This window comes from Streptomyces sp. A0958, assembly GCF_004795035.1.
Classification (GTDB): domain Bacteria; phylum Actinomycetota; class Actinomycetes; order Streptomycetales; family Streptomycetaceae; genus Streptomyces.
Genome location: NZ_SSBK01000004.1, coordinates 98430 through 122075 on the forward strand (window position 1 = coordinate 98430; position 23646 = coordinate 122075).

General features: G+C 73.4%; 23 protein-coding genes. 8 read left to right on the plus strand and 15 right to left on the minus strand.

Annotation, left to right across the window (positions count from 1 at the left end):
- Positions 1 to 44: 44 nt before the first annotated feature.
- The 5 genes from E6P78_RS05675 to E6P78_RS05695 form a co-directional block, all read right to left on the minus strand.
- Positions 45 to 302, minus strand: coding sequence for a hypothetical protein (locus E6P78_RS05675; protein ID WP_168712567.1), 258 nt, complete (start codon positions 300 to 302; stop codon positions 45 to 47).
- 164 nt (positions 303 to 466) lie between these two features.
- A complete protein-coding gene (locus E6P78_RS05680) occupies positions 467 to 1102 on the minus strand; it encodes a class I SAM-dependent methyltransferase (protein ID WP_206307731.1) in 636 nt (211 codons plus the stop codon).
- A gap of 46 nt (positions 1103 to 1148) precedes the next feature.
- Positions 1149 to 2162 carry an NAD(P)/FAD-dependent oxidoreductase gene (locus tag E6P78_RS05685; RefSeq protein WP_136202387.1) on the minus strand — a complete coding sequence of 338 codons (1014 nt, stop codon included), beginning with the start codon at positions 2160 to 2162 and terminating at the stop codon, positions 1149 to 1151.
- A complete protein-coding gene (locus tag E6P78_RS05690; protein WP_136202388.1) occupies positions 2159 to 2686 on the minus strand; it encodes an isoprenylcysteine carboxyl methyltransferase family protein in 528 nt (175 codons plus the stop codon). Before E6P78_RS05690 ends, E6P78_RS05685 begins: the two co-directional genes overlap by 4 nt.
- Positions 2687 to 2698: 12 nt before the next feature.
- On the minus strand, positions 2699 to 3754 hold the full coding sequence (locus E6P78_RS05695; RefSeq protein ID WP_136202389.1) for a 3-oxoacyl-[acyl-carrier-protein] synthase III C-terminal domain-containing protein: 1056 nt from the start codon (positions 3752 to 3754) through the stop codon (positions 2699 to 2701).
- Between the two features lie 118 nt (positions 3755 to 3872).
- Here E6P78_RS05695 and E6P78_RS05700 point away from each other — a divergent pair, with 118 nt between their 5' ends.
- On the plus strand, positions 3873 to 4742 hold the full coding sequence (locus E6P78_RS05700) for a UbiA family prenyltransferase (protein ID WP_136202390.1): 870 nt from the start codon (positions 3873 to 3875) through the stop codon (positions 4740 to 4742).
- An 8-nt stretch (positions 4743 to 4750) separates the two neighbouring features.
- On the opposite strand, the gene E6P78_RS05705 is transcribed toward E6P78_RS05700, so the two are convergent.
- The 3 genes from E6P78_RS05705 to E6P78_RS05715 form a co-directional block, all read right to left on the minus strand.
- Positions 4751 to 5269 carry an HAD domain-containing protein gene (locus E6P78_RS05705; RefSeq protein ID WP_136202391.1) on the minus strand — a complete coding sequence of 173 codons (519 nt, stop codon included), beginning with the start codon at positions 5267 to 5269 and terminating at the stop codon, positions 4751 to 4753.
- 29 nt (positions 5270 to 5298) lie between these two features.
- A complete protein-coding gene (locus tag E6P78_RS05710) occupies positions 5299 to 6033 on the minus strand; it encodes an SDR family oxidoreductase (protein ID WP_136202392.1) in 735 nt (244 codons plus the stop codon).
- Positions 6034 to 6221: 188 nt separating this feature from the next.
- Positions 6222 to 6404 (minus strand): DUF6381 family protein, encoded by a 183-nt coding sequence (locus E6P78_RS05715; protein WP_168712568.1) that lies wholly within the window; start codon positions 6402 to 6404, stop codon positions 6222 to 6224.
- Between the two features lie 149 nt (positions 6405 to 6553).
- On the opposite strand from E6P78_RS05715, the gene E6P78_RS05720 reads away from it, so the two are divergent.
- Both E6P78_RS05720 and E6P78_RS05725 read left to right on the plus strand, forming a co-directional pair.
- Complete coding sequence (locus E6P78_RS05720; protein WP_136202393.1) at positions 6554 to 7258, plus strand: ribonuclease H; 705 nt, start codon at positions 6554 to 6556, stop codon at positions 7256 to 7258.
- Between the two features lie 183 nt (positions 7259 to 7441).
- Positions 7442 to 8176, plus strand: a complete 735-nt coding sequence (locus E6P78_RS05725; protein WP_136202394.1) for a CDP-alcohol phosphatidyltransferase family protein — start codon at positions 7442 to 7444, stop codon at positions 8174 to 8176.
- Here E6P78_RS05725 and E6P78_RS05730 read toward each other — a convergent pair.
- Positions 8145 to 8591 (minus strand): adenylyltransferase/cytidyltransferase family protein, encoded by a 447-nt coding sequence (locus E6P78_RS05730; protein WP_136202395.1) that lies wholly within the window; start codon positions 8589 to 8591, stop codon positions 8145 to 8147. The genes E6P78_RS05725 and E6P78_RS05730 overlap by 32 nt on opposite strands.
- Before the next feature lie 213 nt (positions 8592 to 8804).
- Here E6P78_RS05730 and E6P78_RS05735 point away from each other — a divergent pair, with 213 nt between their 5' ends.
- From E6P78_RS05735 to E6P78_RS05745, 3 genes are read left to right on the plus strand one after another with little or no spacing between them, the layout of a single operon-like run.
- Positions 8805 to 10067 (plus strand): glycosyltransferase, encoded by a 1263-nt coding sequence (locus E6P78_RS05735; protein WP_136202396.1) that lies wholly within the window; start codon positions 8805 to 8807, stop codon positions 10065 to 10067.
- Positions 10064 to 11797 (plus strand): CpsD/CapB family tyrosine-protein kinase, encoded by a 1734-nt coding sequence (locus E6P78_RS05740; protein ID WP_136202397.1) that lies wholly within the window; start codon positions 10064 to 10066, stop codon positions 11795 to 11797. The genes E6P78_RS05735 and E6P78_RS05740 overlap by 4 nt, the downstream gene beginning before the upstream one ends.
- Positions 11794 to 13032, plus strand: a complete 1239-nt coding sequence (locus E6P78_RS05745) for a hypothetical protein (protein WP_136202398.1) — start codon at positions 11794 to 11796, stop codon at positions 13030 to 13032. Before E6P78_RS05740 ends, E6P78_RS05745 begins: the two co-directional genes overlap by 4 nt.
- On the opposite strand, the gene E6P78_RS05750 is transcribed toward E6P78_RS05745, so the two are convergent.
- On the minus strand, positions 13007 to 14518 hold the full coding sequence (locus E6P78_RS05750) for a hypothetical protein (protein ID WP_136202399.1): 1512 nt from the start codon (positions 14516 to 14518) through the stop codon (positions 13007 to 13009). The genes E6P78_RS05745 and E6P78_RS05750 overlap by 26 nt on opposite strands.
- Positions 14519 to 14628: 110 nt before the next feature.
- Between E6P78_RS05750 and E6P78_RS05755 the strand changes: the two genes are divergently transcribed.
- Positions 14629 to 15822: a glycosyltransferase gene (locus E6P78_RS05755; RefSeq protein WP_136202400.1), complete on the plus strand. Its 1194-nt coding sequence runs from the start codon at positions 14629 to 14631 to the stop codon at positions 15820 to 15822.
- On the opposite strand, the gene E6P78_RS05760 is transcribed toward E6P78_RS05755, so the two are convergent.
- From E6P78_RS05760 to gmd, 4 genes are all read right to left on the minus strand, one after another.
- Positions 15794 to 16621, minus strand: a complete 828-nt coding sequence (locus E6P78_RS05760) for a glycosyltransferase family 2 protein (protein WP_136202401.1) — start codon at positions 16619 to 16621, stop codon at positions 15794 to 15796. The genes E6P78_RS05755 and E6P78_RS05760 overlap by 29 nt on opposite strands.
- Entirely contained in the window at positions 16618 to 17337 is a 720-nt protein-coding gene (locus E6P78_RS05765; protein ID WP_136202402.1) for a hypothetical protein, read from the minus strand. The genes E6P78_RS05760 and E6P78_RS05765 overlap by 4 nt, the downstream gene beginning before the upstream one ends.
- A complete protein-coding gene (locus tag E6P78_RS05770) occupies positions 17334 to 19583 on the minus strand; it encodes a LamG domain-containing protein (RefSeq protein ID WP_136202403.1) in 2250 nt (749 codons plus the stop codon). Before E6P78_RS05770 ends, E6P78_RS05765 begins: the two co-directional genes overlap by 4 nt.
- 268 nt (positions 19584 to 19851) lie before the next feature.
- On the minus strand, positions 19852 to 20865 hold the full coding sequence (gmd, locus tag E6P78_RS05775; protein WP_136202404.1) for a GDP-mannose 4,6-dehydratase: 1014 nt from the start codon (positions 20863 to 20865) through the stop codon (positions 19852 to 19854).
- Between the two features lie 112 nt (positions 20866 to 20977).
- On the opposite strand from gmd, the gene E6P78_RS05780 reads away from it, so the two are divergent.
- Positions 20978 to 21955 carry a GDP-L-fucose synthase gene (locus E6P78_RS05780; RefSeq protein ID WP_136202405.1) on the plus strand — a complete coding sequence of 326 codons (978 nt, stop codon included), beginning with the start codon at positions 20978 to 20980 and terminating at the stop codon, positions 21953 to 21955.
- An 88-nt stretch (positions 21956 to 22043) separates the two neighbouring features.
- Here the strand turns inward: E6P78_RS05780 and E6P78_RS05785 are convergent, their stop codons facing one another.
- Positions 22044 to 23540: an exopolysaccharide biosynthesis polyprenyl glycosylphosphotransferase gene (locus E6P78_RS05785; RefSeq protein ID WP_136202406.1), complete on the minus strand. Its 1497-nt coding sequence runs from the start codon at positions 23538 to 23540 to the stop codon at positions 22044 to 22046.
- Between the last annotated feature and the right edge of the window lie 106 nt (positions 23541 to 23646).

Consider the following 23646-nt stretch of genomic DNA (forward strand, 5'->3'; position numbering starts at 1 on the left):
TTCGCAGTCCGGGACGCGCCCGCCCCGCCGCTCACCGGGACGGCTCAGCCCGGGGACTCGTCCGGCACCGGATGCTCGGGATGCACCCCCGCATTGCGCGGTGCGCCCCGCCCCGACCCGGACTCGTCGGGGTCGGGCGCCCCGTGGGCGTCGTCCTCGTCGGGGCCGGAGGACGGCGGCGGCGGCACGTCCATGGGGTCCTCGCCGTCCTGCACCTGCTGGTCGGGCATGTCGGCGGGCACCGGCGGGGGGCTCGGGGACGCGCCGCTGTGGACAGGTCCCTCTGGTCTGCGATCGGTCATGAAGATCCTCCGTCGTCGTCCCCGCGGGCAGGCGGCGGGGCATCGGCCGCCTCGCGCAAACGGGTACCCACGGCACGCCGGACAACTCATTGTGGGCCGGTCGGCGCCGGACGGCACCCCCGCCGTTCCGCGCGGTCCGGGGTGCCGACGGGATTCTCCGGCTGTCAGCGCCGCCGGGCGAGCAGGAACATCTGGGGCTCGGGGACGGCCGCCGGGAGGGCCGGGACGAACATGCTGCTCTCCCGCGACTGGACGGTGAATCCGGCCTTCTCCACCAGCGCCGTGAACTCGTTCTCACCGAAGCTGGTCACCTCCACCGGCTGGCCCATGAACGTCCCACTGACGCCCTCCACGTCCAGCGGCACCGTCGCCACGGCCAGATGACCCCCGGACCGCAGTACACGTGCGGCCAGGTGCAAAACCTCCGCCTGCTCCTCGCGCGACATCTGCAGCAGGGCGAAGTACATGCACACGGCGTCGAAACCACCCTCCTCCAGAGGGAGTTCCCGGATGTCGGCGCAGCGGAATTCGGCGCCCGGCACCTGGCGGGACGCGATGTCCACCATCACCGGCGAAACGTCCACACCCAGCACCGCGTGGCCGGCACCGGAGAGGGTCAGGGCCGTCGGCCGGCCCGTGCCGCTGCCGATGTCCAGCACCCGGCCGTGCGGGGGCAGGACCTCCAGCAGCTGCTCCAGCGAGGCGCGGTGCGCGGCCGAACCGGCGAACGCCTCCTCGTAGTCGGTGCCGAGGGCGTCGAACACCGCCGCCGCGGTGCGTGGTTGCTGTCGCGCTGACATGGCCCATCCCTTCCTGCTCCGGTACGGCTCCGGCGCTCCCCTACTTCTACTGCAACGCGTGCACCGCCGCACCGAAAACGCGCGGTACCCGCTGGGCGGCCGGCACGATCAGCCGGGCCGTGGCGGGGCGCCGGGCCGCCGCCAGCAGCCCCGCCGTCAGCAACCGGTGGCGCAGGGTCAGCCGCTGCCAGTGGGCGGGGTACGCCTGCGGCCGGCCGGCGGCCAGCGCGTCCACCGCCGCGGCGGCCGTCGCCACGGCCAGCGCGACCCCCTCACCGGTCAGTGCGTCCAGATACCCCGCCGCGTCCCCGACCAGCAGCACCCGCCCGGCCCGCCGCGCCCGCGCCCGCTGGCGCAGCGGCCCGGCACCGCGTACGGGACCGGCTTCCCGGCCGAGCAGGGAGGCGGCCAGGCGGGGGAAAGCGGCCAGGTGGCCCGCGTACGGCAGGCGCTCGCGGCTGAGCACGGCCACCCCCACCGAACCGTCCCCGAGCGGTGTCACGTACGCCTCGCCGTGCCGGGACCAATGGACCTCCACGAACCCGGTCCACGGGGCGACACGGTAGTGGCGCCGCAGCCCGTACCGGCGCACCTGCGTGGCGGGCCCGTCGAGCCCCAGCTCCCGGCGCAGCGGCGAGTGCAGTCCGTCGGCGGCGATCAGCCAGCGGGCCGTCAGCCCGCCCGCGTCCACCCGGTCCCGGCCCTGCCGCACACCGGAGACCTTGCCGGGGACGATCCGGACGCCGAGCTCCAGGGCCCGTTGGTGCAGCGCGCTGTGCAGTGCGGTGCGCCTGACCCCGAGCCCCGCCCCGCCCCGGAACGGGGCCACCGCGCTGCGGGGCCCCTCCACATACCGGATGCCGTGCAGCCGATGCCCCGCCACCGAGACCCCCAGGGCCTTCAGCGCCGCCACACCACTGGGCATGATGCCCTCACCGCACGCCTTGTCGATGGGAGCGGTCCTCGGCTCAACGACCACCGTCTCCATGCCGAGCCCGGCGGCCCGGATCGCCGCCGTCAGCCCCGCCGGGCCGCCACCCGCGACCAGCAGGTCGATCATGCCGGCGCGCCCGCCGGGGACGCGGAGGCGAGCGCCGCCTCCTCGCACCGCACCCGCACGGCCATCAGGACGGTGTTGAGCACCGTGAACCCCACGGCCGTCACCCACGCGCCGTGGACCAGGGGCAGCGCGATCCCCTCCGCCGCGACGGCCACGTAGTTCGGGTGGCGCAGCAGGCGGTACGGGCCGCCCGTCACCAGTGGCAACCCCGGGACGACGATGACGCGGGTGTTCCAGCGGGGCCCGAGCGTACGGATGCACCACCAGCGCAACGCCTGCGCGGCCAGGACCACCGCCACCATCGCCCAGCCGAGCAGCGGCACGAACGGCCGGCCCGCCGCCCCCGCCTCCACCAGACAGCCGGCGAGCAGCGCCGTGTGCAGCGCGACCATCGCCGGATAGTGGCCCCGGCCGGACTCGACGCCGCCCCCGGCCCGCGCCCAGCGGGTGTGGCGCACGGCGACGGCGAGTTCCGCGACGCGCTCACCGGCCACGGCCAGCACCAGCGCGGCGTACCAGATCATGTGTCCTCCGACCTACCAGCGCAGCAGCACCAGTTCGCAGCAGAATCCCGGGCCCATCGCCATCAGCAGACCCGGCGAGCCGCGCTCCGGGCGGCGCTGCTCCAGGGTGTCGCGCAGCACGTGCAGCACCGAGGACGAGGACAGGTTGCCCACCTCGGCCAGCGACCGCCAGGTGACGTCGAGCGCGCCCTCGGGGAGCGAGAGGACATCGGACACGGCCTCCAGGACCTTCGGCCCGCCCGGGTGGCACACCCAGTGCGCCACGTCCTTCGGCTTGAGCCCGTGCTCCTCCAGGAAGCCGTGCACATCGTCCGCCAGATAGCGGCGCACCACGTCCGGCACACCCGGGTCGAGCAGCACCTTGAAGCCCGTATCGCGGATGTCCCAGCCCATCACGTGCCCGGTGTCCGGATACATGCGGCTGCGCGTGGCCACCACCTCGGGCCCCTCGCCGGGTCCCCGGCCCGCGCCGAGCGCGACGACGGCCGCCGCCCCGTCACCGAACAGCGCGGTCGCCACCAGATTCGCGGGCGTCGCGTCCTGCCGCTGGAAGGTGAGCGAGCACAGTTCGACCGAGAGCAGCACCGCCACGTCGTCGGGCCGGCCGAGGAGGTAGTCGTGCAGCCGGGCCACCCCGGCCGCCCCGGCCACACAGCCGAGCCCGAACACCGGCAGCCGCTTCACATCGGGGCGCAGCCCCAGCCGCCCGACGAGCCGGGCGTCCACCGAGGGCGCCGCCACGCCCGTGACGGACGTGAACATCAGCAGGTCCACGTCCTCGGGGCGCAGCCCCGCCGTCCGCAGCGCCCCGCGCAGCGCTTCGGCGCCCAGCTCCACCGCCGCGCCGATGAACACGTCGTTGGCATCCCCGAAGCCGTCCAGCTCCCCGTACCGCTCCAGGGGCAGCACCATGTTCCGGGTGCGCACCCGTGCGTTCGCGTGCAGCCGGTCCAGGACACGCCGGTCGGCACCCGGCGGCAGACAGGTGCGGGCCACCATGTCGGTGACCTCCCGCTGGGTGTGGCGGTACGGGGCCGGAGTGCCGTGAACGGCTGCGATGCGGGTCATCCAAGGTCCCGCTGAGGAGGCGTCATGCGCTCATCCCTGCCCCACGAGGGGGATGATTCACCGCAAACAACCCGTGCGGGTGTCAATCCCGGCCGCTCCGGATGCCTACGATCACGGCATGGGTACCCCGGACCCCCCGCGCACCTGTGCCGCGTCCGCGTGGCCGTTCCCGCGCACGGTCGCGCTGGCCCGCTCGTGCCACCCGGGCCCGGCGGCCGCGGTGACCGTGATCGCGGCTGTCCTCGCCACGGGGGCGGGACTGGTCGGCGCGCGCCGCGCCCTCCTCGTCGCGGCGGTGCTGAGCGGCCAGCTGTCGGTGGGCTGGTCCAACGACGCGTTCGACGCCCGGCGGGACGCCGCGGCCGGCCGGAGCGGCAAGCCGGTGGCCGACGGGTCGGTGAGCCGGCGGACGGTGTGGGCGGCGGCGTTCACCGCGGCCCTGCTGTGCGTCCCCCTCTCCCTGGCCTGCGGCCCGCTCGCCGGAACCGTGCACCTGGCGGCGGTGGCCGCCGCCTGGTCGTACAACCTGAAGGTCAAGGCCACGGTCCTGTCCTGGCTGCCGTACGCGATCGGCTTCGCCGCCCTTCCCGCCCTGGCCGCACTGACCGTCCCCGATGGCCCGGGCCCCGCCTGGTGGCTGGTGACCGCCGGCGCGCTGCTCGGCCTGGCCGCCCACCTGGCCGACGTCCTCCCCGACATCGAGGACGACCTGCGCAACGGCGTGCACGGCCTGCCGCAACGCCTCGGCCCCACCGCCACCCGGCTGCTGCTCCCCGTACCCCTCGTGGCCGCCTCGGCGACCCTCGCCCTCGGTCCGCCGGGACCGCCCGGCCCCTGGGGAACGCTGACACTCGCCATCGCGCTCCCGGCGGCGCCAGCGGGCCTCCTCCTCGCCCGCCGGTGGCGCAAGGCCCCCCTGGCCGCCGCCGCCCTTGTCGCACTGGCCGACGTCACACTCCTGCTGGCGCGCGCCACGACCCCGACCTGACGGAGGCCTTACGCCGTCCGCAGCCAAGCGTCGATCAGCTGGAGGTCCGCGCCGGTCAGGCCGACGGCGGGATCGACGCGGTGCAACAGGGCCGGTCCCGTGTGACGGGCGCCCACCCAGCGCCGGTCCGTCGCGCTGATCTCGTCGTCGACCCAGACGAAGGCCCGCCCGGCCGCCCGGTCCACCAGCGTGCGCGTCTTCCAGTGCAGCCCCGCCCGAGCATCCCGTTCCTCCTGCTCGGGTGACTCGGGCCAGGCGATCACATCGAGGTCCCGGAGTCCGAGCCGGGGCGCGACGACCGTGTTGGCCTCGCCCGCCCACGTCGTCGCCCAGACCAGCTCGCAGGGCAGCGCGGCGAGCCGTGGCCCGAGGGCCGGATCGATCCGGGCCAGCAGGGGGTGTGTGCCCGCCCCGGGCGGGAGCGGGGCCTGCGGGTACGTCCGGTGGCCGCCGGTGCGCGGACCGAACGGGATGAGGGGGCCGTCGACGTCGAGGAAGAGGAGGGGGAGCGCATCCGGGGCGGTCACCGGAGCACCGTACCGGCGCCGGCCGTGGCTCAGCGTCCGCCCGCCACCCGCAGTACCGTTCCGGTGGCGTACGACGCGTCGTCCGAGAGCAGCCAGGCGACGGCGCCCGCGATCTCCTCGGGTCGGCCCGGGCGGCCCAGGGGGATGCCGGGGCCGAGCTTGTCGGGGCGCTCGGGGTCCGCGTGGAATTCGGTGCGGATCACGCCGGGGGCCACGGCGTTGACGCGGATGCCGGCCGGCCCGACCTCCTTGGACAGGCCGACGGTCATCGTGTCGACGGCCCCCTTGGCGGCGGCGTAGTGCACGTACTCGCCGGGGCTGCCCAACGTGGCGGCAGCCGAGGACACGTTCACGACCGCCCCGCCGCCCGTACGTGTCATGTCGCGCACCGCGCGCCGCGCGCAGAGCAGGTACCCGAGGACGTTGACCTCCAGGGCGCGCCGCATCCCGGCCGCGTCGGCGTCGGCCAGCGGGCCCACCGGGCCGCTCATGCCCGCGTTGTTGACCAGGCCGGTGACCGGGCCCAGCTCGGCGGCGGCGGTGTCGAAGAGGCGGTCGACATCCGCCTCGTCGGCCGTGTCCGCCCGGACCGTCACGCAACGCCGGCCGGTCGCGCGTACCGCCTCGGCGACGGACTCCGCGGCCGCCGAGTCCGAGTGGTAGGCCAGCGCGATGTCATGGCCCTCGTCCGCCAGCCGTACGCAGACCGCCGCACCGATGCCGCGGCTGCCGCCCGCGACCACGGTGACACGTTGGCTGTTCATGACAGGCCCCTCACTTCTCCGCCGTGCTCCCGTGCGGCCTGCGTGCCGACGGGGCGCTCGCGCGCGCAGCCATCGTAGGCGGGATGACCAACCATCCGGTGAGGGGCCGGGCCGCCTCGGGAAACGCGTCGGTGGACCGCCACCCACTCATGGAAGAGTGACAGTCCACCGGTCTGTGTGCGGTACCGCTACACGGGGAGGCCGCTGTTCTCCCGGCCGTCCTGCTGCTCGCTCTGCTCCCGCAGTTTCCGGGCCTTCTCCTGGAGCCGGCGACGCTGCTCCGGGTCGCTGGTGCGCTCCGCGGCCTCGGCCATGTGCCGGGCCTTCTCGCGCATCTGCTGGGCTCGGTCGTTCTCTCGTGCAACGCTCATCGTCACTCCTTGGGGACGGTAGGGAAGAGCGGGCTCCTTCAGAGAAGCAGCGCCCCGTGACCAACGCACGCCGAAGCATCACGCACCGTGATGGCTGCAGGTGGGGGAGGGTGGGGGAGCCGGGCCCGGGCGCTGGCATGATCGAGGGTATGAACGAGCGCATGATCGCCGCGTGTGACGGGGCGTCGAAGGGTAATCCGGGGCCCGCCGCCTGGGGCTATGTGGTGGCCGACGCCGAGGGCGGACCACAGCGGTGGGAGGCGGGGCCGCTCGGCACCGCCACGAACAACGTCGCCGAGCTCACCGCCCTGCGGGAACTGCTGGAGTCGGTCGGCACCGCCGTGTCGCTCGAAGTACGGATGGACTCGCAGTACGCGATGAACGCGGTCACCAAGTGGCTGCCCGGCTGGAAGCGCAACGGCTGGAAGACCTCGGCCGGAAAACCCGTCGCCAACCGCGAACTGGTGACCCGCATCGACGAACTCCTCGGCGAACGGACCGTGCGGTTCGTCCATGTGCCGGCCCACCAGGTGGACGGCGACCCGCTGAACGCCCTCGCCGACCAGGCTGCCAGCGAGGCCGCCGTCACCCAGCGCGCCGCCGGTACCTCGCACGGCTCGGCCACGCCCGTCCCCGCGCCCTCCCGCGCCACCGAGGGCCGGCGGGCCGGCGCGGCGGTGACGAAGAGCGGGAGCACGGCGAAGAAGGCCGGGGGTGCGGGGCGCTCGGGTGCCACCATCCGAGCCAGGTTCGCCGGCCGGTGCCACTGCGGAAAGCCGTACGCCGCCAAGGAAATGATCGCGAAGAACGACCACGGCTGGGGCCACCCGGAGTGCCGGACCGCCTCCGCCTGACCGCCCCCCTCGCGCGCCGGGGGAGGCCCGGCGTGCGGCGTCTTCCGGCCAACTGCCCCCGTACGCCCGGCCGGTGGGGCGATCCCGCCCGCGCGAGGGCCCGGCCCGTGCCATGATGCGGCTCCGGTGGTGGGCGGGGCCCAGCGCCGGAGCGGTGGGGAACGCCGACACGCTGGGGGGCGTATGGAAAGCACGTCGACGGTACTGCGCGAGCTGCGCGGGGCGCAGAAGCCGGCCAAGGGGGTGTCGCTCTACTCGCGGTACGTGAACCGGCCTGCCGGGCGGTTCTTCGCCGCCGCCGCGTTCCGGCTCCGGATGACGCCCAATCAAGTCACCCTCGTCAGTGCGGCGTTCACCTTCGCCGCGCTGGCGGGCGTGGCGCTGGTCCGCCCCGGCCCCTGGCCGGCCGTGCTGGTCTACCTGGGGCTCGCCGTGGGCTTCGCCCTCGACTCGGCCGACGGGCAGCTCGCCCGGCTGACCGGACGCGGCGGCCCCGACGGCGAATGGCTGGACCACGTCGTCGACTGCGCCAAGATGATCCTCGTCCACACCACCGTGCTGATCTCGTTCCACCGGTACTTCGCGCTGCCGTCCGACGGCTGGCTGCTCCTGCCGCTCGGCTTCCTGTTCGTCGCCGTGCTGACCTTCTGCGCCGGACTGCTGCGCGAACAGCTCGGCAAGGCGGCGGCGGCCCGCGGCGCGCCGAAGGGCCAGGGCGGCTCCGTGCCGGCCTCCCGGCTGCGGGCGGTGGCGCTGCTGCCCGCCGACTACGGGGTGTTCTGCCTGGTGTTCCTGCTGCTCGGCGACGAGACGGCCTTCCGGATCGGATACGCCGTGCTCGCCGCCGTGCACGCGGTGTTCCTCGCGCTGTTCCTCGGCAAGTGGTTCAGGGAGCTGAGAGCGCTCCGGGCGGACTGACCAGTGTGTCCAGCGCCCGGCGCAGCTGGGTGCTGGACGTGTGCACGGTGTACGGGAAGTAGACGACCTCCACGCCCACCTCGGCGAAGTCCCGTTCGAGCCGCCTGCCCTTGTCCGTGTCCCGCCAGTCGTCCCCCTTGAAGATCACGTCGAACCTGACCTGCTGCCACGTCTCGACCTTGTCCGGGACGGTCTCGACGAACGCGGCGTCCACGTATCGCACGCTCCGCACGATCTCCAGCCGCTCCGGCAGCGGGATCACCGGCCGGTGTCCCTTGGCGAGCGCGGCCATCTCGTCCGAGACGACCCCCGCCACCAGGTAGTCGCACTGGCTGCGGGCATGCCGAAGGATGTTGAGGTGACCCACGTGGAACAGGTCGTAGACCCCCGGCGCGTAGCCGACCCTGTGCACCATCCGTTCTCTCCCCCCACGGCGAACGTGATGTCCGCTGCCCACCGGAAGGTTTCCGGACATGGCATCCGGTCCGGTGGGATATCGGTATCGGTGTTGATGGTGCAACGACCTTACTGTGAAGACCACTTGCTCATCTCGTGAACGGATAAGCTCACTTTTGGGGCTGTTCCTCGGTGGAACACAGGTGGCTCCGGGGGGAAGGGCGATCGTCCGATGGCAGACGAAGAGCACCACAGGTCGTTCGAGCACCGCCGCCTGCTGGTGGTCTCCACCAACTACGCGCCGGAGCTGACCGGCATCGGCCCGTACGCCGCCCAGCTCGCCGAGCACTGGGCCGCGTCGGCTGCCGAGACCCATGTGCTGACGGGCATGCCGCACTACCCGTCCTGGCGGACCGAGGAGCCCTACCGGGGGGTGTGGCGGACCGAGGAGCACCGCGCCGGCGTCACGGTCCACCGGCGGCGCCACTACGTGCCGCCGCGACAGAGCGCGTTACGCAGGGCCGCGTTCGAGGCGAGCGTCCTCGCACACGGCCTCCTCGCACCGCCCGGGGTCCGGCCGAACGCGGTGGTCTCCCAGATGCCGAGCCTCGCCGGCGGTGTCATCGGTGCCCGCCTCGCCCGCCGCCACCGGGTGCCGTACGTCCCCGTCGTCCAGGACCTGATGGGCGCGGCCGCCGCCCAGAGCGGCATCCGGGGCGGCGGCCGGGCGGCGGCCCTCGCCTCCCGTGCCGAGCGGTACGCACTCGGCGCCGCCACCCTCGTCGGCGTCATCCACGAGAGCTTCGTCCCCCGCGTCACCGCCTACGGGGTCGACCCCGGGCGCATCCGCCTCGTCCCCAACTGGAGCCACGTGCGGGCGCCTTCGGCCGACCGGGCCGCGACCAGGGCCCGGCTCGGCTGGCGCGAGGGCACGCCCGTGGTCCTGCACTCCGGCAACATGGGCCTCAAACAGGGCCTGGAGGTCCTGGTCGACGCGGCACGGCTCGCCCCCGAGATCCGCGTCGTCCTGATGGGCGACGGCAACCAGCGCGCCACCCTGTGGGCCCGCGCGGCCGGGCTGCCCAACCTCGACTTCCTGCCGCCGGCCGACGCCGAGGAGTTCACCGACATCCTGGCCGCCGCCGACGTCCTCGCCGTCACCCAGCGCGCCTCGGTGCTCGACATGAGTGTGCCCTCCAAGCTGACCTCGTACTTCGTCTCGGGACGCCCCGTCGTCGCCTCCGTGGCCGACGAGGGCGGCACCGCCCAGGAGGTGCGCCGCTCCAAGGCAGGGCTCCTCGTCGCCCCCGAGGACCCGGCGGCGGTGCTCGGCGCGGTCCGCAAGCTCGTCGAGTCACCCGCCGAGGCCGACGAACTCGGCGCCCGCGGACCGCGGTACGTGGCACGCCACCTCGGCCGGGAGGCCGCGCTCGCCCGCTTCGACGCCCTGCTCGCCGAGGCCCTTCAGGACGACCGAGGGAGACCACGCCCGTGACCCATCCGATCCGCGCGCTGGACGACCAGGACGAACCCGCGCTGCTCAGGGACCAGTTCCGCCAGCTCCTGCGCTACCGGACGCTCCTCGTCATCGGTGTGCTCGTGGGGCTGCTCGGCAGTGCCTGGCTCGCCCTGAGCGGTGAGGACACGTACGCCGCGACCGGCGAGGTGTCCGTGCGCTCCGCCACCTCCGACCCCTTCGCCGCCGGCGCCTCCGCCGACAAGGGCATCAACATCGGCTCCGAACGCCAGACCGCCGTCAGCGACGCCGTGGGCACCGTGGCGGCCGGCACCCTCACCAAGCAGGGCGACACCGTGGAGGTCGGGAAACTGCTCTCCGGGCTCCAGGTCACCAACCCGCCCAACACCCTCGTCCTCAAGTTCTCCTACACCGGCCGCACCCCCGAACAGGCCAGGGCCAGGGCCCAGGCGCTCGCCGAGGCCTACCTGGAGATCCGCAGGGAGCGCACCGAGGACAGCATCGACAACATGGTCGACGGCTACCGCGCCCAGCTGGGGCCGCTCACCGAACAGCGCGACCGGCTCGCCGCGCAGGAGACCGGCACCGGGGGCGACGACGTCACCAGCGCCCGTGCCAACCTGATCGTCGCCATCTCCGCGCTCAACCAGAAGATCTCCGAACTGCGCGCCCTGGACACCACACCCGGCTACCTCAACAAGAAGCCCGTCGCCCCGCTGCACCCCACCGGGGCGGGGCTGCCCCTGCTCCTCGGACTCGGCGGTGTCGTCGGACTCGCCCTCGGCCTGCTGATGTCGTGGGTGCGCCTCGTCTTCGACCCGGCCGTCCGCTCCACCAGGGAACTCGTCCGCTCGCTCGGGGCCCCGCTGCTCGGCACCCTGCCCCGGGAGCGCGCGGCTGCCCGCACCCTGCTCGCGATCGGGCGCCCCGGCAGCAGGCTCGCCGAGGAGTACCGGGCGGTCGCCTTCCGACTCGCGTACGACCCCTCCTTCGCCGAACGCCGCCGCCTCCTGGTCACCGCCCCCCGGGGCGACAACGACACGGCGAAGGCGGCCGCCGTCAACCTGGCCGCCGCCTTCGCCGAGACGGGCCGGGACGTCCTGCTGGTCGAGGCCGATCTGCGGACCCCGTCCCTGGCCGGCGAACTCGGCGCCGCCGCCCCCGGCCGGGGCCCCCGCTGGGCGACGGGCAACGAGGACCGGAACTGGCCCGCCGACAGCCGCGGCAACGTGGACGTGCCCGGCTCGGGCGCCTTCACCCTGGTCGCCGGCCGCCCCACCGACAACGTGCCGCGCGCACTGACCTCCGCGCCCGTCACCCGCATCCTCGCCGAGGGCGGCAGACCCGGGGCGGTCGTCATCGTGCTCGCCCCGCCCGTCCTCTCGTACGCCGACGCCGTCGCGCTCATCGACCGCGTCGAAGGCGTCGTGGTCGTCTGCCAGCCGCGCGAGGTGCACCGCAGCGACCTGGAACGCATCCGCGAGATCATCGGCGCGGCGGGCGGCACGGTCCTCGGCACCCTGCTCCACCCCGGGTACGGCCGGCTGGAGCGGCGCGCCCGGCGCAATGCCGCCGCACGCCGGGTCCGGCGGCCGGCCGGGCCGGACCACGCCGACCGGGGCCGGTACGGCGAGGCCGACGGACCGGGCCTCACCGGCGACCCCGCCGAGACACTGGGCCTGCGCACCATGGACGGCGGCCCCGGACGCGGCGGCACCGGCCGCAACAGCGCCGCGGGCCGCAGATGAGGGCCCGTACCGCGATCGCCTGCTCGGTCGCGGACCAGGGGGTGGCGGCCCTCACCAACATCCTGGTCCTCGTGGTCGCCGCCCGGCTCTCCACCGTCGCCGGATTCGCCCGCTTCTCCGCCGTCTACCTCCTCTTCACCGTGCTGCTCGGTGTGTCCGGCGCCTACACCGGCCAGCCGCTCGTCCTGCGCCGGGGGGACGGCGAGGACACCCGCGGCGCCTGCCGGTCCGCCGCCGGGTTCACCCTGCTCGCCGCCACCGTCCTCGGCGGGCTGCTCGCCGCCGTCTGCGCGCTGCTGCCCGGCGGCACCGCACAGGCGCTGATGGCGCTGGGGCTCGTCCTGCCCGTCGTCCTCGGGCAGGACACCGCCCGCTACGCCTTCGCCACCCTGCACGCCCAGCACCTGGCCCTGGCCGCCGACACCCTCCGGCTGATCTGCGTCATCGGCGCGCTGGCCGTACAGCCGCACGGGGCGCCGGCCGCCCGGCTGATCGCCGTCTGGGGGCTCTCCGCCCTGCCCGCGTTCCTGCTGTCGGCGGCCGCACTGCACCGCAGGACCGCCGGCTGCCCGGTGGCGCTGCGGCCGCTGCTGCGGAAGGGGCACCTCGGCCGGCGGTTCGTCGTCGAGTTCGGCGTCGGCAATGCCACCTCCCAGCTCTCCGTGCTCGGCCTCGGAGCCGTCGGCAACCCGCTCGTCGTCGGTGCCCTGCGCGGCGCCACCACCCTCTTCGGTCCGCTCAACGTGCTGTTCACCTCCGCCACCGGCTTCGGGCCCCCGCTCCTCGGACGGCTCGCCACCGACCGGCTCAGGGTGCGCGCCTCCGCGGCGCTGGCCGCCGTCCTGGCCCTGACCGCGGCCGGCTGGGCCACCGTCCTGGCCCTGCTGCCCGGCTCCGTCGGCCGCCACCTGCTCGGCGCCACCTGGCCCACCGCGGCGGCGCTGCTCCCGGCCACCGGCAGCCAGTACGCGGCGATGGCCGTCGGCACCTGCGGGCTGCTCGCCCTCCGGCTCCTCGACCCGCGCACCACGCTCGCCATCCAGGTGGTCTTCTCGCTCGCCGCGGTCGCCTTCCTCACCGGGGGCTACCTGCTCGGCGGGGTGATGGGCGCCGCCTGGGGCCTGTGCCTGGGGTCCGTCTGCAAGGCGGTCGCCACCTGGGCCCGGGTCGCCCGGCTGGCCCGCGACGGTGCGGGGACCCGGGCCGCCGTCAGTGCGGGCGCCGCCCGGACCTGAAACTCGTGACCAGCGCCAGGCACAGGGCCGCGACGGCCGGCTTCCCGGCCGCCTGCAACAACGGGCCGCGCAGCAGGATGAAGGTGTACCCGGCGATCAGCGGCGCCGCGATCGCCAGCACACTGCCCGGCCCGGGACCGTCCCGGGAGACCGCTCGCGCGTAACGCCGGTCGGTGCGCGCCGCCCCGTACCCCGTCAGCGCCAGGCCGCCGATCACACCGGCCGCCCCGAAGTCCACCCAGAGCTCCGTCCACAGCGGCGCGGAGAGGTTGGTCATGTTCATTCCCATCCACTGCCCGACGCGCACCCCGGTGTCCTCCGGCTTGCCGCTCCACACCGCCCGGGGCACGAAGAAGAAGGCGGAGCCGGCGAGTTGCCGGCCGTAGGTGTGCCCACGGGTGCCGACCCAGGTGATGGTGTTGGCGAACATGACCGTCTGGTCGTAGTCCTTGGTGGCCAGCGGCTCGAACACGGACGACGACTGGACCGGCCGGTACCCGTCGTCGTCGTAACGGAACCGGTCCGCGTACGGGAACAGCACCAGCGCGCCGATCACCCCCAGCGCCAGCACCGACCGGTACATCGCCGCACTGCTCGGGAACGCCGTGAACAGCAGCGAGACGAGTACCGTCAGGAACCAGTAACGGGCGTTGGAGACCGGGTTGTTCACGACCAGGTTGACGAGCGCGAGCGCGCACCAGACCAGCACGGTGGACGGCGAGCGCCGCGCCCGGCGCGAGGTCACCAGACGGCGGGTGTAGAACAGCAGCGCCAGCAGGGCCGGCACCGTCCCGAAACCCTTCAGGAACGCCGAGCCCACATTGGACTCGCCCGACGCCACCCCGCTCTCGGCGACCGAGGCGCTGATCTCCTGTCTGCTGGAGAAGAAGACGGCGGGCCCGCCGAGCTTCAGCACGTAGTACCCGCTCGCCGCGAACGCGACCAGTACCAGCAGCCGCAGCCGCACCGGATGCGCGGTGGCACCACCGCCACCCCCACCGCGCGGCGCGGTCCGCCGCCGCAGCGGGCGCCGGGACGCCAGCAGCGCCCCCAGGTCGAAGGCGGCACACCCCACCAGTACCAGCGCGACCGCCGTCACCAGGTCGGCGCGCGGGCCGACCACCGGCGTCGGCGTCTGACCGATCACCGCCTGGGCGAACGGCGCCACCCCCATCGCGATGTACACGAACATCCAGAAGACGCCCTGGAGCAGCCGACGGCGGGTGGACAGGATCATCGTCGCGAGCCGGGCCCCGGCATAACACGTCAGGACGAGTTGCAGCCAGTACGCGGTGTCCCGGACCCCGGTGCCGGGCTGGGCGGCGATCAGTGCGGGAAGGAAGCACACCAGACCCAGGATCAGCGGCACGGCCAGCGCCCGCGAGAGCATCGCCCAGGACAGCGGCGCGGCGGGCGGCTCGACGGGAGGACGCGGACCGCTCTCCCGTACGGACGCGGACGGCGACCCCTCGTGCACGGACGTCATCGGTTCCCCGTTCGTCGAGCGAGTGTGCCGCCGGTCAACACCTTAACGAATCACCACACTTGAGGAGATCTGACGACTAGTCTGTGCAGGGCCGGACGAGGGGGACCCTGGTGAAGATCCTGCACATCGTCACGCTGCACACCCCGGACCACGCCTTCGGCGGTCCGACCCGGGTGGCCCTGAACCTCTCCAAGGTCCAGCGCGCCGGGGGCGACGACGCCAGGATCATGGCCTTGGGCGACGGCTTCGACGGCCCGCTGCCCGACGAGGTGGAGGGCGTACCCGTCCACCTCTTCCGCGCCCGCCACCTGCTCCCGGTGTTCGAGGTCAGCGGCATCACCTCCGGGGCCCTGCTGAGGGCCGCGCGCCGCATGATGCGCGGCGCCGACCTCGTCCACGTCCACCTGATGCGCGACCTGGTGACCCTGCCCGCCGCCCTGCTCGCCCTGGCCTCCGGCACACCGCTGGTCGTGCAGACCCACGGCATGGTGGACCCCACCGAGAAGCGGGCCGCCCAGCTGACCGATCTGCTGGGCGTGCGCAAGGTCCTGCGCGGCGCCGACGCGGTGCTCCACCTCACCGAGGCCGAGCGGATCGACGTCAACGCCGTCGCCGCCCCCGTGGCGCTCACCCGGACCGTGCGCCTGGTCAACGGGGTGCGCCCGCAGGAGTTCAAGCCCGCCCGTGAGCCCGGGCGCCCGCCGACCGTGCTCTTCCTCGCCCGCATCCAGGAGCGCAAGCGCCCGCAGGACTTCGTCGCGGCGATGCCCACCGTCCTCGCCGAGCACCCGGACGCTCGCTTCGTCCTGGCCGGCCCCGACACCGGCGCCCTGCCCGGCACGCTCGAACTGGCCGGCAGGCTCGGTGTCCTGGGCTCGCTGGACCACGTCGGGCCGCTCGGCCACGAGGAGGTGCTGGCGGCGGGGCGGCAGGCCGATGTGTACGTGCTGCCGTCGATCGAGGAACCTCTCGGTGTCTCCGTCCTCGAAGCGATGTCCGTCGGCACCCCGGCGGTCATCACCCGCACCTGCGGCCTGGGCCCCGATGTGGCGCGGGCCGGGGCGGGCCGGGTGATCGACAGCCGGGTCGGCGAGGACGGGGCCAACGCCCGGAAGGTCGCCCGGGCGGTCCTGGAACTGCTGGAGCCCGGTGCCAACGCGAAGGCCGGACAGGCCGCCTGGGACCTGGTCAACGAGCACTTCACCATCGAGGTCGTGACGGACACCCTCCGGCGGACCTACGAGGACGTGGTCCGCCGGAGAGCCGGGCGCCGCCTCAAGCAGATGGTTCCTCCCGCGACTTGAGCGCGATCTGCCACCGGTAGAAGCTCATCGCCAGGGCGAAGTCGAAGCCCGCCCGCCCGTCGAGGAAGCCCCGCCGGTACACGTACATGTACACGAAGGACACCAGCGGCTTGAACGGCGCCTTGTGGAACAGCTGGCCCTGCCGGGACTTGGCCCGGCGCACCTGCTCCTTGACCTGCGGATGGTGCTCCAGCCACGCCTCCCAGTCCGAGTACCGGTTGTGCCGCTCGAACCAGGCGGTCACCGGGTCCAGGTCCTGGTGCTCGATCGGATGGCGCAGGGCCGCCGTGCTCTGCGCGACCGGCTGGTAGTGGCCCTCCACCTCGCCGATCCCGGGAGCGTCCAGATCGCCGACCTCCGGGTAGTGGCTGCGGGTGCGGTCGGTCAGCGAGCGTTTGCGGATGGTGTAGCCGTGCCGCAGCCGCTTCCCCGAGAACCAGTACCCGAGCGGTATGTCGTACGCCGCGGGCTTCGGCGTGTCCGGATCGGCGAAGACCTCCCGCAGCTCGGCCAGCAGCCCCGGGCTGAGCCGCTCGTCCCCGTCGAGCAGCAGAATCCAGTCCAGGTCGGTGCGGACATGGTCCAGGCACCACTGCTTCTTCCGGGGGTGGCCGCCGTCCCAGGTGTACAGGACGACCTCGGCGCCGCACTCCGCGGCGATCTTCGCCGTGTCGTCGCTGCTGTGCGAGTCGACGACGACGACCGCCTCGAAGTGGTCGATGACCGACCGCACCGCCTCCGCGATGTTGAGCCCCTCGTTCTTCGTGGGGATGGCCACGGCTATCGGCAGCTTGTTCATCCGTTGTCCCCTTCGGGCAGCCAGGCGTAGCAGCCTGTGGAGGTGAAGGCGAGGGCCGCCTTCGGGATGGTGATCGTGGTCCGCTTCCCGTCGGCGGAGGAGCCGGAGACCAGGACCTTGCCGCCGGTCCCGGTGACCTCCCAGGTGCACTTCGCGGTGGGGGAGACGTTCCGGTAGCGGCCGGGCCGCAGCCCCTCGCTTCGGTGGATGCCGTCGGCGTACCCGTGCGAGGCGCGTTCCACCAGGCCCTCGTGCTGGGTGCACAGGTGTGCGACGGCGGGCTCCGCGTCGGCGATCTCACCCGTCACGACGGCACCGACCGCCGTGTCCCGGTCCACCTTGACCAGGTAGGTCAGCCGGTCGCAGGTCTCCTGCCCGGTCTGCAGCACCGCCGCCGGGTCCATGCCCACGGGCACCCGGTCGGCCAGGTACTCCTTCTGTTTCCTCGTGAACGTGCCGGTGGCCGGCGTCAGCCGGTCGCTGGGGATCTTGGGCGGCTCACTGCTGCGGGAGGCCCGCGGCCCGGCGGACGCGGAGCCCTGCGGCCCCGCCTCCGGCCCGGCCCCGGGCTCCGAGGTGGCCGCGGGCCCGGAGGCGGCGGCCGGACCGGCGACGGCCGCCTCCTCGGTCCCGCCCCCGCCGTCGGACGAGCCGCAGGCGGCCAGCGCCGCCGTCGCGAGGACGACGGCGGCACCGGCCAGGAACGGATACCTCATCCACCCGTCCTCAGCGCGTAGTGGGCGGCGATCTTCGAGCTGCTCAGCGCGGTCGGGTAGACCGCCGTCTCGTCGATCTGCCCGGCGAAGAAGTTGCTCGTGGGGCGGTTCGGCCAGCTGGCGAGGCTGTCCCCGCCGACCCGCCAGTAGCCCGGATAGTCCTCGTTGCTGGTGTAGAGCGGGTTCGAGGCACGCAGCTGCCCGTCCACGTACAGGGCGATCCCGCCGGAGCCCTGAGTGGCCACGACGTGGTGCCAGGCGCCGTCGTTGTAGGCCGCGGGCGTGGAGACGGTCCGGGTGCCGCCGCTGTAGACACCGAAGGTCAGCCGTCCGTTGTTGAGCATGTAGACGTGCTTGTCGTACTGGGCGCTGTTCTCCATGGTCATGTTGCCGAACCCGATGATCTTCCCGCCCCGGGTGGTCGTCGTCTTGATCCAGGTCTCCACCGAGAACGACGCCGGTTTCGCGTGCCGCTTGTTGCTGTACGCGTACTCGTCGGTGCCGTTGAAACCGATGGCGGTCGACGGCCCGGAGACCGCCGCCGGCGTCTGCCGGTAGGAGGGGGCGTTGCGCAGGAAACCATTGTCCAGGTTGCCCGTGGTGTCGGCGGCGAACGTCGAGGTGCCCTCGTCGTACCGCCAGTACAGCGACGCCCCGTCGGCGATGACCCTCGCCGGGTACGCCTCGGCCGCCGAGGTCACGACGGCCGTCGCGGCGGGCGACTTGGCGCTGGTGTTGATGCCGTCGCTCGCGCTGATCCGGTACGTGTGCGTCTCACCGGGCGCGACATCGGTGTCCGTCCACCGCAGCTGCGGACGGTCCCAGAAGACGGAGTAGCCCGTCGTGGTGTGGACCGGGGTGCTCGCCCCGTCCTTGTAGATGCGGTAGGTGAGTACGCCGTCGTCCGTGTCGAAGCTCGTCTGCCAGTCGACGTCCACCCGGCCCGGGACCACCGTGGACAGGCTGACGTTCGGCACCCACGGGGCCCCCGTGTCGGGGCCGTCGGCGAACCGGGTCAGCCCCTGCTGCGCCTTGCTGTTGACGGTGGTGAACTCGCCGCCCACCCACAGGTAGTGGTGGCCGCCCTTGTCCGTCTGCGCCATCACGCGCGGACCGACCGGCTCCCCGATCCCGTCGTTGGTGTCGGGGAACCACGGCAGCAGCTTCGGGTCGTTGACCGACTGCGCCAGCAGGTGCTTGCGCGGCTGGTCGGGGAATTCGCCCATGGACGCGCAGTCGTGCGCGTGACTGCCGCTGTACAGCACCCCGTTGTGCACGAGCAGGGCCTGCGTCGCGCCCAGGCAGGTGTCGCGCCACACCTGGTCGAAGGTGGTGAGGTCGAGTGCGATCCGGCCGTCGAACACCCCACCGCCCGTGCCCTCGTTGGCGGTGTAGAACTGCTTGGCGTCGCTGGTGAGGTCCTGCACCGTGGAGGCGTTCGGGATGAAGCCCGGGTAGCTCTTGGCGAGCGCGCCGGTGGTCGCGTCCACCACGGCGAGCGCGTGCGTGGTGGTGTTGTTCACGGTGAAGAAGTCCCCGCCGATCACCACGTGCCGCCCGTCCGGTGTGACCTCGACGGCCCGGCCCACCTCGTCGGTGTCGGCCTTCCACGGCTTCAGCGCGGCGCCGGTGGTGACGGCGGCGAACTTCTTGCGGGTCTGCCCCGCGACGGTGTTGAAGTCACCCCCGAGGTACACCGTGTCGTCGGTGACCGCGAGCGCCCGCACGGTGGCGGACACGGCGACCTTGAAGTTCTGGCGCGGGGTGCAGGTGGCGGTGTCGATGGCCGCGATGTTGCTGACGCCGACGCCGTTCACCGACCCGAACCGGCCGCCCGCGTACAGGGTCTTGCCGTCCGGCGACAGGACGAGGGAGCGTACGGTCGCGGTCCCGGAGGAGAGCGTGAACGACAGGGAGCAGTCGGTGGGCGCACCGGTCGCGGCGTCGAACGCGGCGAAGTTCACCGCGGGCTGCTCGGACGTGCCGGACGCGGCACCCGGCGGCCGTACGGTGGAGAAGGTGCCGCCCGTGTAGACCACACCGTCCTCGGACGCGGCCATCGACCAGACGATGCCGTTGGTCTGCCAGGTGGACAGGTCGTCCGCGGTGATCGTGATGGGTGGTGCGAGGGCGGCGGCGGGGGAACCGCCCGCCGCGGCGGCGCTCAGGGCCCCGGCGAGCAGGCAGAGCGCCGCGGCCGCGGCCCGCACCCGGCCGCGTCGGCGCCCCGTGGTTTCGTTCATCATTCAGCTCCGAAGGTGAGAACGAGCTGCGGCCGGTGGGCCGCGGTTGCTGCCCCGCCCGGCCGGCTGCGCGGACTTGCCGTCCCGCTTCCGGTGAGGGCGGGTGAGGGGGCGGGGCCCGGAGCCCCGCCCGGTACCGGCGCGTCCGTCCCCACCGGGTATCCGGTGGGGAGGGGGGTCGCGCCGGAGTTCGTTGCCGGGCCCGTCGCAGGGGGCGACGGCAGGGTGCCCGGCGGCCTGCCGTGGGCGCGTCCGGGACGCCCGGGACGCCTCACCGGTCCACCCGCACGGCGGCCCCGGCGAGCTGGTCGGCCAGCTGGCGGACATCGGCGTCGACCATGATCCGGGCCAGCTCCCGTGCCCGCACGGCCGGCTTCCAGCCCAGCAGCTGCCCGGCCTTGGAGGCGTCCCCGATCAGCGCGTCGACCTCGCTGGGGCGCTCGTACTTCGCGTCGTAGCGCACGTGCTCGCGCCAGTCGAGCCCCGCGTGCTCGAAGGCGTACTCCAGGAACTGCCGGACGCTGACCCCCTCACCGGTGGCCACCACGTAGTCGTCCGGGGTGTCGCACTGGAGCATCCGCCACATCGCGTCCACGTACTCGGGGGCGTAACCCCAGTCGCGCACCGCGTCCAGGTTCCCCAGGTGCAGCCGGCTCTGCAGGCCCGCCTTGATCCGGGCCACCCCGCGGGTGATCTTCCGGGTCACGAAGGTCTCCCCGCGGCGCGGCGACTCGTGGTTGAACAGAATCCCGTTCACCGCGAACATCCCGTACGCCTCGCGGTAGTTGACCGTCGCCCAGTACGAGTAGACCTTGGCGACGCTGTACGGGCTGCGCGGGTGGAACGGGGTCAGCTCGTTCTGCGGCGGCGGGTTCGCGCCGAACATCTCCGACGAGGAGGCCTGGTAGACGCGGGTGTCGATCCCGCTGGCCCGTACCGCCTCCAGGAGCCGGATCGTGCCGAGCCCGGTGACGTCCCCCGTGTACAGCGGGGCGTCGAAGGAGACCCGCACATGGGACTGGGCGCCCAGGTTGTAGACCTCGTCGGGCCGGATGTCCCGCAGCAGGTTCACCAGCGCGACCCCGTCGGCGAGATCGGCGTGGTGTAACACGAAGGACCGGTCCTCCTGCTCAGGGCCCTGGTAGATGTGGTCGATCCGCTCGGTGTTGAAGCTCGACGAACGGCGCACCAGGCCGTGGACCGTGTATCCCTTCTGGAGCAGCAGCTCCGACAGGTACGAACCGTCCTGTCCGGTCACGCCGGTGATGAGCGCGGTCTTCGCCACGTTTCCCCCTTCTCTGTTCGCCCCAGGGGCAGTTGGTCATGAAATTTCAAGGCCTGAGCGATCTGCGGCAAAACGGCACCGCGTCACTCGGCTGCTGGCACAATCCGAAAACATGACGACTGATCTCCTCGGCCCTCCTCAGGAACCCGTCCCGCCCCTGTTACGCCCGGGCGCCCGCGTATTCGTCGCCGGCCACCGGGGCCTGGTCGGGTCGGCGGTGGCCCGCCGCCTCACCGCCGAAGGCCACGACGTGATCACATGCGGCCGTGACCGTCTCGATCTGCGCGACGCCGAGCGGACCGGTGCCTTTCTGCGCCGGACACACCCGGACGCCGTCGTGCTGGCCGCCGCCCGGGTCGGCGGGATCATGGCCAACAGCGCGTACCCGGTGCAGTTCATCGAGGACAACCTGCGCATCCAGCTGAGCGTGATCGCCGGCGCGCACGCGGCGGGCACCGAGCGGCTGCTCTTCCTCGGCTCGTCCTGCATCTACCCGAAGCGGGCCCCGCAGCCGATCCCCGAGAGCGCCCTGCTCACCGGCCCGCTGGAGCCGACCAACGAGGCTTACGCCCTCGCGAAGATCGCCGGCATCGTGCAGACCCAGTCCTACCGCCGCCAGTACGGCGCCTCCTACATCAGCGCCATGCCGACCAATCTCTACGGCCCCGGCGACAACTTCGACCTGGAGACCTCGCACGTCCTGCCCGCCCTGATACGCCGCTTCCACGAGGCCCGGCACAGCGCCGCCCCGACTGTCACGCTCTGGGGTTCGGGAACCCCCCGGCGCGAATTCCTGCACGTCGACGATCTGGCCGCGGCCTGCGTCCTGCTGCTGGAGCACTACGACGAGGACGCACCCGTCAACGTCGGCTCCGGCGAGGACCTGACGATTCGCGAACTCGCCTCCGTCGTCGCCGACGTGACGTCGTATCAGGGCGAGGTCGTCTGGGACACGGCCAAGCCGGACGGCACCCCGCGCAAGCTCCTGGACGTCTCCCGGCTGGCCGCCCTCGGCTTCAAGCCGCAGATCCCGCTGCGCGAGGGCATCGCGGGGACCTATTCCTGGTGGCTCCGGCAGCGGGGAGCGTAGCTCCGGCCCCCCGGCCGGGTGGCCCGCCCCCACCAACGACGGGCGGACCACCCGGCCCCTATTCCTGGTACGCATCCGGCCCCCGCTCTCAGTACGCCCCGCGGCCGTCGGTGACGGCGCGCAGCGTACGGGCCATGAGCCCCATGTCCGTGGCCACCGACCAGTTGTCGACGTACCAGAGGTCGAGCGAGACGGTCTCCTGCCAGGAGAGGTCGGACCGCCCGCTGACCTGCCACAGGCCGGTCAGCCCGGGCTTCACCGCGAGCCGTCGCAGCTCGCGCTCGTCGTAACGGGAGACCTCGTCCGGAAGCGGCGGACGCGGGCCGACCAGGGACATGTCACCCTTGAGGACGTTGATGAGCTGGGGCAGCTCGTCGACGGACGAGCGGCGCAGCAGCCGGCCGATGCGGGTGACCCGGGGGTCGCGGCGCATCTTGAACATCGGGCCGTCGTTCTCGTTCGCAGCGGCCAGCCGAGCCCTGCGCTGCTCGGCGTCGGCCACCATCGTGCGGAACTTCCACATGGTGAACGGGCGGTTGTGCTGCCCCTGGCGGACCTGCCGGTGGAAGACCGGCCCCTTCGAGGTGAGCCGGACCGCCGCCGCGACGAGCAGCAGCAGCGGGGCCAGCGCGACCAGACCGCACACCGCGCCGGCCCGGTCCACCGCCGCCTTCAGGGCCGGCTGAAGCCCCCGGCGCAGCGGCGGCACGATGTGCAGCAGGGTCAGCCCGGCCGCCGAGGAGGGGCGGACCCGGTCCGCCGCCGTCTCCGAGAGGTGCGAGAGCACGGACAGCTCCAGCCCGCCGTCGTGCAGCCCCCAGGACAGCCTGCGTAATCGCTCCTCGGCGAACTGCGGGCCCGGCACCACCAGCGCGAGGTCCGCCTCGTGGGCGAAGGCCGCGCCCAGCACCGTGGAGGCGTCGTCGTCGGCGGGTGCCGGCGCGAGCCGCCCCGGCACCGGGGCCCCGCAGCTCAGCGCCGCCGTGCCCACCGGCAGGGCCGCCACGACGCGATAGCCGTGGTCCTCCCGGGAGGTGAGCACCCCCACCGCCCGGTCCACCCCCGCGGCCTCACCGACCACCAGCACCCGGCGCACCATCCTGCGGCGCCCCGACCGGATGAGCCGGCGCGCCCAGGAGGCGGCCGCCGCCGCCAGGAGGCCGGGAATCAGCGCCACCACGGCCGCCGCCGGGTCGATGGACGGATCGACGACGGTCCACAGCACCGCCAGCACGCCGATGAGCAGTAACCAGTCGCCGGGTGTGGTCAGCGCCCCCGGCGGACGGCCCGGGGCCCGTAACGCGTACCGCCCCCGCCCGGCCCGGACCCCGCACCACACCGCGGTGGCCGCGACCGCGCCGGCCAGGGCCTTCGGCTGCGCGTCGGCACGCAGGACGAGCCAGGCGGGTAACCCCAGGCCCAGTAACTCGACGCAGACGACCAGGGGCAGCAGCCGGCCGGGACCGGCGAGCGCCCGGGCGCCGCGTTCGCGCTGAACGGTCGGGACCTGCTGCGGCCGGTCGAAGCCCTGGCCGCGCGGCAGGTCGGAAGCGGTCCGCGGACGTGGCGCCCCCGCCAGTCCCACGGACCTCGATATGCCGGATTCGGGTAGCTCGACATGCCCCATGAACCCCCCAGTCACAGTTGCACCGCCACAAACGGGGCGCATCCGCCGATCCCGTGGACTGACG

Coding starts and splice junctions, on each gene's coding strand:
- E6P78_RS05675 (WP_168712567.1), bottom strand. CDS start 302: ATGACCGATCGCAGACCAGAGGGACCTGTCCACAGCGGCGCGTCCCCG.
- E6P78_RS05680 (WP_206307731.1), bottom strand. CDS start 1,102: ATGTCAGCGCGACAGCAACCACGCACCGCGGCGGCGGTGTTCGACGCC.
- E6P78_RS05685 (WP_136202387.1), bottom strand. CDS start 2,162: ATGATCGACCTGCTGGTCGCGGGTGGCGGCCCGGCGGGGCTGACGGCG.
- E6P78_RS05690 (WP_136202388.1), bottom strand. CDS start 2,686: ATGATCTGGTACGCCGCGCTGGTGCTGGCCGTGGCCGGTGAGCGCGTC.
- E6P78_RS05695 (WP_136202389.1), bottom strand. CDS start 3,754: ATGACCCGCATCGCAGCCGTTCACGGCACTCCGGCCCCGTACCGCCAC.
- E6P78_RS05700 (WP_136202390.1), top strand. CDS start 3,873: ATGGGTACCCCGGACCCCCCGCGCACCTGTGCCGCGTCCGCGTGGCCG.
- E6P78_RS05710 (WP_136202392.1), bottom strand. CDS start 6,033: ATGAACAGCCAACGTGTCACCGTGGTCGCGGGCGGCAGCCGCGGCATC.
- E6P78_RS05715 (WP_168712568.1), bottom strand. CDS start 6,404: ATGAGCGTTGCACGAGAGAACGACCGAGCCCAGCAGATGCGCGAGAAG.
- E6P78_RS05720 (WP_136202393.1), top strand. CDS start 6,554: ATGAACGAGCGCATGATCGCCGCGTGTGACGGGGCGTCGAAGGGTAAT.
- E6P78_RS05725 (WP_136202394.1), top strand. CDS start 7,442: ATGGAAAGCACGTCGACGGTACTGCGCGAGCTGCGCGGGGCGCAGAAG.
- E6P78_RS05730 (WP_136202395.1), bottom strand. CDS start 8,591: ATGGTGCACAGGGTCGGCTACGCGCCGGGGGTCTACGACCTGTTCCAC.
- E6P78_RS05735 (WP_136202396.1), top strand. CDS start 8,805: ATGGCAGACGAAGAGCACCACAGGTCGTTCGAGCACCGCCGCCTGCTG.
- E6P78_RS05745 (WP_136202398.1), top strand. CDS start 11,794: ATGAGGGCCCGTACCGCGATCGCCTGCTCGGTCGCGGACCAGGGGGTG.
- E6P78_RS05750 (WP_136202399.1), bottom strand. CDS start 14,518: ATGACGTCCGTGCACGAGGGGTCGCCGTCCGCGTCCGTACGGGAGAGC.
- E6P78_RS05760 (WP_136202401.1), bottom strand. CDS start 16,621: ATGAACAAGCTGCCGATAGCCGTGGCCATCCCCACGAAGAACGAGGGG.
- E6P78_RS05765 (WP_136202402.1), bottom strand. CDS start 17,337: ATGAGGTATCCGTTCCTGGCCGGTGCCGCCGTCGTCCTCGCGACGGCG.
- E6P78_RS05770 (WP_136202403.1), bottom strand. CDS start 19,583: ATGATGAACGAAACCACGGGGCGCCGACGCGGCCGGGTGCGGGCCGCG.
- E6P78_RS05780 (WP_136202405.1), top strand. CDS start 20,978: ATGACGACTGATCTCCTCGGCCCTCCTCAGGAACCCGTCCCGCCCCTG.